We start from the raw sequence: 5,704 nt of genomic DNA, 5'->3' as shown, positions 1-5,704 counted from the left end.
GCATTTTCAAATCAATGACTTATAATTTTATTATATGAGTTCATTTGATCTTATTATAACATGGAGGTTATTATGGGAAAAAGAATCCTTCTCTTTCTTTTATCGAACATCTTAGTCATTACGACCATCGGAATTGTCTTGTCGATTATCGGTTCTTTAACGGGCGTCGGGACGTATTTTACCTCTGACGGCGGCATCAATATAGGAGCGCTTCTCGTCTTCAGTGCGGTTGTCGGTTTTGTCGGCTCCTTTATGTCGCTCTTGATGTCAAGATGGATGGCAAAAATGGCGATGGGCGTTCAGGTGCTGAACCCGGAGAAACAAACGCTCAGCTATGAAGAACAGCAATTGGTTGACCGCGTTCATAAATTGTCGCGTGCTGCCGGTCTCACGAAAATGCCTGAAGTCGGGATTTACAATTCCCGTGAAGTGAACGCATTTGCGACAGGGCCGTCGAAAAAACGCTCACTGGTCGCAGTCTCTACCGGTCTTCTCCAGGAGATGGATGATGCTGCTGTTGAAGGCGTGCTTGCCCATGAAGTGGCACATATCGCAAACGGAGATATGGTCACGATGACATTGCTCCAGGGAATTGTCAATACATTTGTTGTTTTCTTCGCACGCATTGCCGCTTGGGCGGTTTCACGGGTTGTCCGCGAAGAGCTGGCCCCGATCGTTCATTTTATTGCGGTCATTGTTTTCCAAATCGTATTTTCCATCCTTGGCAGCCTTGTCGTTTTCGCATATTCGCGGCACCGCGAATATCATGCTGACAGAGGCGGAGCAGACCTTGCCGGCAAGGATAAGATGATTCACGCACTCCGTTCTCTCGAGCAGTATACGTCAAGAATCAAAGAAGAGCAGGCTTCTGTCGCGACATTAAAAATCAACGGCAAAAAGCATACATCGCTTTTCTCTACACACCCTGATTTAAATGAAAGAATCCGTCGTCTGGAAGCTAAATAAAATGGTCGGAAACCCCCTATAAAAAGGGGGTTTATCTTTTTTAATTTAAAAATACAAAACCGCCTGTACATCAGAGCATGTTTCCTTTAAAATGGAACACGTTATACAGAAGACGATGTTTGAAAACTAGTGATAACTAAAAGAAGAAGGAACGATTATGAAGGTTTTACTAAAAAAGCTTTTGCGCGTGCTGTCGCCTGTGCAGCTGATTGCGCTCTATTATTTTTTGGCGGTTACAGTCTCCGTTATATTATTGAGTCTCCCCGTTGCACATCAAAAGGATGTGGAATGGTCTTTTATTGACGCTTTGTTTACTGCGGTAAGCGCTGTGAGCGTAACCGGCTTGACGGTTGTCGATACCGCAGATACATTCAGCACGGCTGGGATATGGATTTTGGCGTTCGTGCTTCAGTTTGGCGGCATCGGCATTATGACCCTTGGAACCTTTGTCTGGCTCATTTTTGGAAAGCGGATCGGCTTGAAAGAGCGGCGCCTTATCATGACGGATCAAAACCAGACCAGTCTATCAGGTCTTGTCAAGATGATGAAGCATGTGCTCGGACTGATTCTTTTGATCGAGCTATTTGGCGGGCTGATTCTCGGCACTTACTTTCTAAAGTATTTTGATTCAGCAGGTGAAGCCTTTATACACGGGTTTTTTACAAGCGTCAGTGCCACGACCAATGCCGGCTTTGATATTACGGGCAATTCGCTGATTCCGTTTCAGCACGATTATTTTGTCCAGTTTATGGTCATCATGCTGCTTATATTCGGAGCGATCGGTTTTCCGGTGCTGATCGAGGTGAAGGATTTTCTGCTCAGCGGAGAACGGAAATTCACCTTCAGCCTGTTCACCAAATTAACTTCAGTCACATTTTTCCTTTTGGTGATTGGAGGAGCGATTGCCATATTTGTCATGGAAGCCCGCTATGCTTTTTTAGGAAAATCGTGGCATGAGATTTTATTTTACTCTCTGTTCCAGTCGACAACGACACGGAGCGGCGGACTTGCCACAATGGACATCAGCCAGTTTACGCAAGCGACCATATTGTTTATGTGCCTGCTCATGTTTATCGGTGCGTCGCCAAGCTCTGTCGGAGGAGGGATCAGAACGACGACCTTTGCTTTAAATCTGCTGGCCTTGTTCCACTTTGCCAGAGGGAACAAGTCGGTGAAAATTTTTAAGAGAGAGCTGCACCAGGCCGATTTAATGAAATCTTTGATCGTGACGCTGATGGCCGTGATCCTCGTATTTTGTTCAACGCTCGTCCTGACCGCAACGGAAAAACATTCCTTGCTGGAGCTGCTGTTTGAAGTATGTTCAGCCTTTGGCACAACCGGATTATCCTTGGGCATTACTCCGGATTTGAGCACCGTCGGCAAAAGCGTCATTATTATTTTGATGTTTATCGGACGAATCGGCATTGTGACGCTGCTTTATTTAATCGGACGAAAAGAAATTGAAGCGAATTACCATTATCCAAAAGAAAGAATTATTATCGGATAAGGAAGGCAGTCTAACAGGGCTGTCTTTTTTTATGATCTTAAAGTCGCTCACTGTATTTATTTGTATGATATAATGCTTAAATGGCGGACTTGAAAAAAAGGGGGAAACATGATGAAAAAGAGAATCGTCCATTTGTTTATGGCCGCCGGATTTCTATTGCTCGCCGGAGCTTGTTCAAACGAACCGACGGCAAAAGAAAGCATGGATCAATATGTAGACAAATGGAACAAGCAAAACTTTGAAGAGATGTATGAGCAGCTTTCATCTAAAGCGCAAAAATCCATTTCTAAAGATGATTTCATCGAACGCAATACATCAATTTACGAACAGATCGGAGTTTCCGATTTGAANNTGGAAAAGCGCTCGCCACAAATGCGACAGTGCCTGAAATCGGCGTTGTTCCGGGAGAGCTTGGAGATGATAAAGACGGTGTTTTGAAAAAGATTGCAAACATGCTTGATATGGAGAAAAAAGATATTGAAAAACAGCTGTCTGCAGGCTGGGTGAAAGATGATTCTTTTGTTCCTCTGAAAAAAGTGAAGCCGGAGAATACCGACCTTCTCAAAAAAGCGACTTCTTTACCAGGCGTTTTGAAACAAGACACACAATCAAGATACTATCCTTTTGGTGAGAAGGCCGCACATCTAACCGGATACATAAGGCCAATCACAGAAGAGGAATTAAAGCAGGATAAAGGAAGTTACAGTGAACATTCGCTGATGGGGATCGTCGGTCTTGAACATGTTTATGAAAAGCAGCTGAGGGGTGAAATCGGCTGGACGATTTCCGTACCTGAGTCAGGTGCAACGATCGCATCAAAGGATGCTAAAGACGGAACGGACATCCATACGACGATAGACATCAAAAAGCAGGAAGAGCTGTACAGCCAATTAAAAGATGATTCCGGCACGGCGGTGGCCCTTCAGCCGCAAACAGGGGAAACATTGGCGCTTGTCAGCGCACCTTCCTATGACCCGAATGGATTTTTGTTCGGCTGGAAAAAGGGAGAATGGGAAAAGCTCAACAAAGACAAAGAGGCGCCATTCACTTCCAAATTTAATAAAACGTATGCACCAGGATCAACCATCAAGCCGATTACCGCATCCATCGGCCTGAAAAACGGAGCGATTAAAACGGATGAGGCGAAAAAAATCGTCGGGAAAGAATGGCAGAAAGATTCGTCATGGGGCGGCTATAAAGTGACAAGGGTGTCCGATCAATTGAGCGAAGTCAACTTGGAAAACGCGCTGATCACATCAGACAACATCTACTTCGCGCAGACCGCCCTTGATACCGGGAGCGACAAATTTACCGAAGGGCTGAAATCATTCGGCTTTGAAGAAAAGCTTGGTTATGAGTTCCCGACCAAGGCTTCCTCGATATCAAACGACGGAATTGACTCGGAGATCCTTCTGGCCGATTCTGGCTATGGCCAGGGACAGATGCTCATGTCTCCGATACACCTCGCCGCAAGCTATACGCCGTTTTTAAATAACGGGGATTTGATCAAGCCTTACCTCATCAAAAAGGATGGGGATGAGAAGGAAATCTGGCACAAAAACGTTGTCCCGGCCGACGGAGCAGAGACGATTACAAAAGGTCTCAGAGGCGTTGTTGAAGATCCGCGCGGCTCAGCATATAAACCGGTTGTCAAAGGTCTTTCAATCGCAGGCAAAACGGGAACTGCGGAGCTGAAAACGAAAAAAGACGAAAAAGGCAAAGAAAACGGCTGGTTCACAGCCTACGACTATAAAAACAAAGATCTTTTGATTACCATGATGATCCAGGATGTCTCAGACCGCGGAGGCAGCTCATACGTCGTCAATAAAGTCAAAAATGTGTTCAAAAAATAAGCGCCGTTTATCGGTGCTTATTTTTTTTCCGGTAAATGGATGTGTGGTGTGTCTGTTTTAGGAAAGGATATCGAATGAAACGACAAATGAAAGGAATGTCATCATGAAAAGAAAAGTTGCCAGAAATGAAGCCGCTCTTAACAATAAGACACCTGCAGAAAGCATGCATGACCATCAATATATCACACAGTTTGATGCTGAAAACGGAGACAGGGGCGCCAACCGCAACTCGAAAAACGGCAAGCAGGGAGAATCGCGGCAGTGAAAAAGCACCTGAAAAGCAGGGAGCGGCAAAATCATAAAAAACCGATGAACAAAAAAGTTCTCCAAGAGGAATTTTCAGGTGAACTCGGTGATGTTAATGCTTTTAAGTTTATTGATGTGATCGAGCAGAATAAAAAAAAGAAAAAAGCTAATGATCAAAAAGAAAATAAACAAAAAGACTAAAGAAAATCCCCTCCGCAGCGGATTCGTGCTGTGAAGGGGATTTTTCTTGAGACAGAATGGACTTTATTTAAAATAGGCTTTATATAGGCTGCCTCTTTTGAGCCAGCGTATGAAGTTCGTAATCTTCAATTCGATGACCGGCTGGGCCACCGTTTTAACAAATCCGCTTGACAAGCAGAAGGTTAAGATTGCGGTTGCCGTCATCAAAAGGGTCAGGCTTTGATAATCAGCCAGCCATTCTTCTGCACCGGTTTTTCTGAATGTTTTAATGATAAAGCCGTGCAGTAAATAAACATAGAATGTCCTCGTTCCCCAAAGGGTAAAGAAATACTGCCTTTCAGGAACAAGCGCCAAGAACGCAAAGGTCGAGGCAAACGTTAAAACAAGAAGCGCTGCACGGTTCAGTCCGCTTTTCATCCCGACATCGCCAAACTCTGAATATGGTTTGGAACCAAACAGCCATGAATAGTCAAAATCAACGAAGAAATAGAAAACAAACGTTGCCATTAAAACCGCTAAAGCGACCTGTTTGCCTTTCCAGCCTTTCAGCATTTTAAAATGGTCTTTTTGCAAATAATAGCCTGCCAAAAAGACTGGGAAGAAGACAAAAGTCCGCGATAGGCTGAGCGTGTTGCTGACGGCATCGATATAACCGACAAGAACGGAGATGGCAAGACTTGCTGCAAACGCCCATTTTGCCGGAAACCTTGTAAATGGAAACAACAGCAGATTCCAAAAAAACAAGCTCAATAAAAACCAAAGCGACCATTGCGGTTCAAGCGGATTTGCAGCAGACAGACTTTGATCATCTATAAAGGAATAGAAAACCGTATAAATTCCTTGGAAAATCAAATAAGGAACCATCAGTTTCCATGCGATTTTTTTGACATATCCCGGACGGTTGAACCCTTTTGCAAAGTAACCGGATATG

General features: G+C 44.3%; 5 protein-coding genes and 1 pseudogene. 5 read left to right on the top strand and 1 reads right to left on the bottom strand.

All coding sequences use genetic code 11. The annotated features are described in order from the left end of the window. Positions 1-72: 72 nt before the first annotated feature. The 5 genes and pseudogenes from htpX (at position 73) to BTA30_RS20655 (ending at position 4,773) form a co-directional block, all read left to right on the top strand. A complete protein-coding gene (gene htpX, locus BTA30_RS20670) occupies positions 73-966 on the top strand; it encodes a protease HtpX (protein ID WP_076763677.1) in 894 nt (297 codons plus the stop codon). A 157-nt stretch (positions 967-1,123) separates the two neighbouring features. Then, the gene (locus tag BTA30_RS20665) at positions 1,124-2,473 is read left to right on the top strand and encodes a TrkH family potassium uptake protein (protein WP_076763674.1); all 1,350 of its coding nucleotides are present in this window, start codon (positions 1,124-1,126) and stop codon (positions 2,471-2,473) included. A 111-nt stretch (positions 2,474-2,584) separates the two neighbouring features. Further along, a pseudogene (locus BTA30_RS20660) lies at positions 2,585-4,326 on the top strand (penicillin-binding transpeptidase domain-containing protein). 103 nt (positions 4,327-4,429) lie between these two features. Further along, positions 4,430-4,591 (top strand): protein YkzP, encoded by a 162-nt coding sequence (ykzP, locus tag BTA30_RS23485; protein WP_164470268.1) that lies wholly within the window; start codon positions 4,430-4,432, stop codon positions 4,589-4,591. Further along, positions 4,588-4,773 carry a hypothetical protein gene (locus tag BTA30_RS20655; protein ID WP_076763672.1) on the top strand — a complete coding sequence of 62 codons (186 nt, stop codon included), beginning with the start codon at positions 4,588-4,590 and terminating at the stop codon, positions 4,771-4,773. The genes ykzP and BTA30_RS20655 overlap by 4 nt, the downstream gene beginning before the upstream one ends. Before the next feature lie 63 nt (positions 4,774-4,836). Here the strand turns inward: BTA30_RS20655 and BTA30_RS20650 are convergent. Beyond that, positions 4,837-5,704: acyltransferase family protein (locus BTA30_RS20650; RefSeq protein WP_076763670.1), on the bottom strand; the 868-nt coding region annotated here is incomplete at its 5' end.

It is taken from the genome of Bacillus swezeyi (assembly GCF_001969815.1).
Taxonomy (GTDB): domain Bacteria; phylum Bacillota; class Bacilli; order Bacillales; family Bacillaceae; genus Bacillus; species Bacillus swezeyi.
The sequence above is the reverse complement of the archived record's forward strand: the minus strand, read 5'-3'. Positions and strand labels throughout refer to the sequence as shown.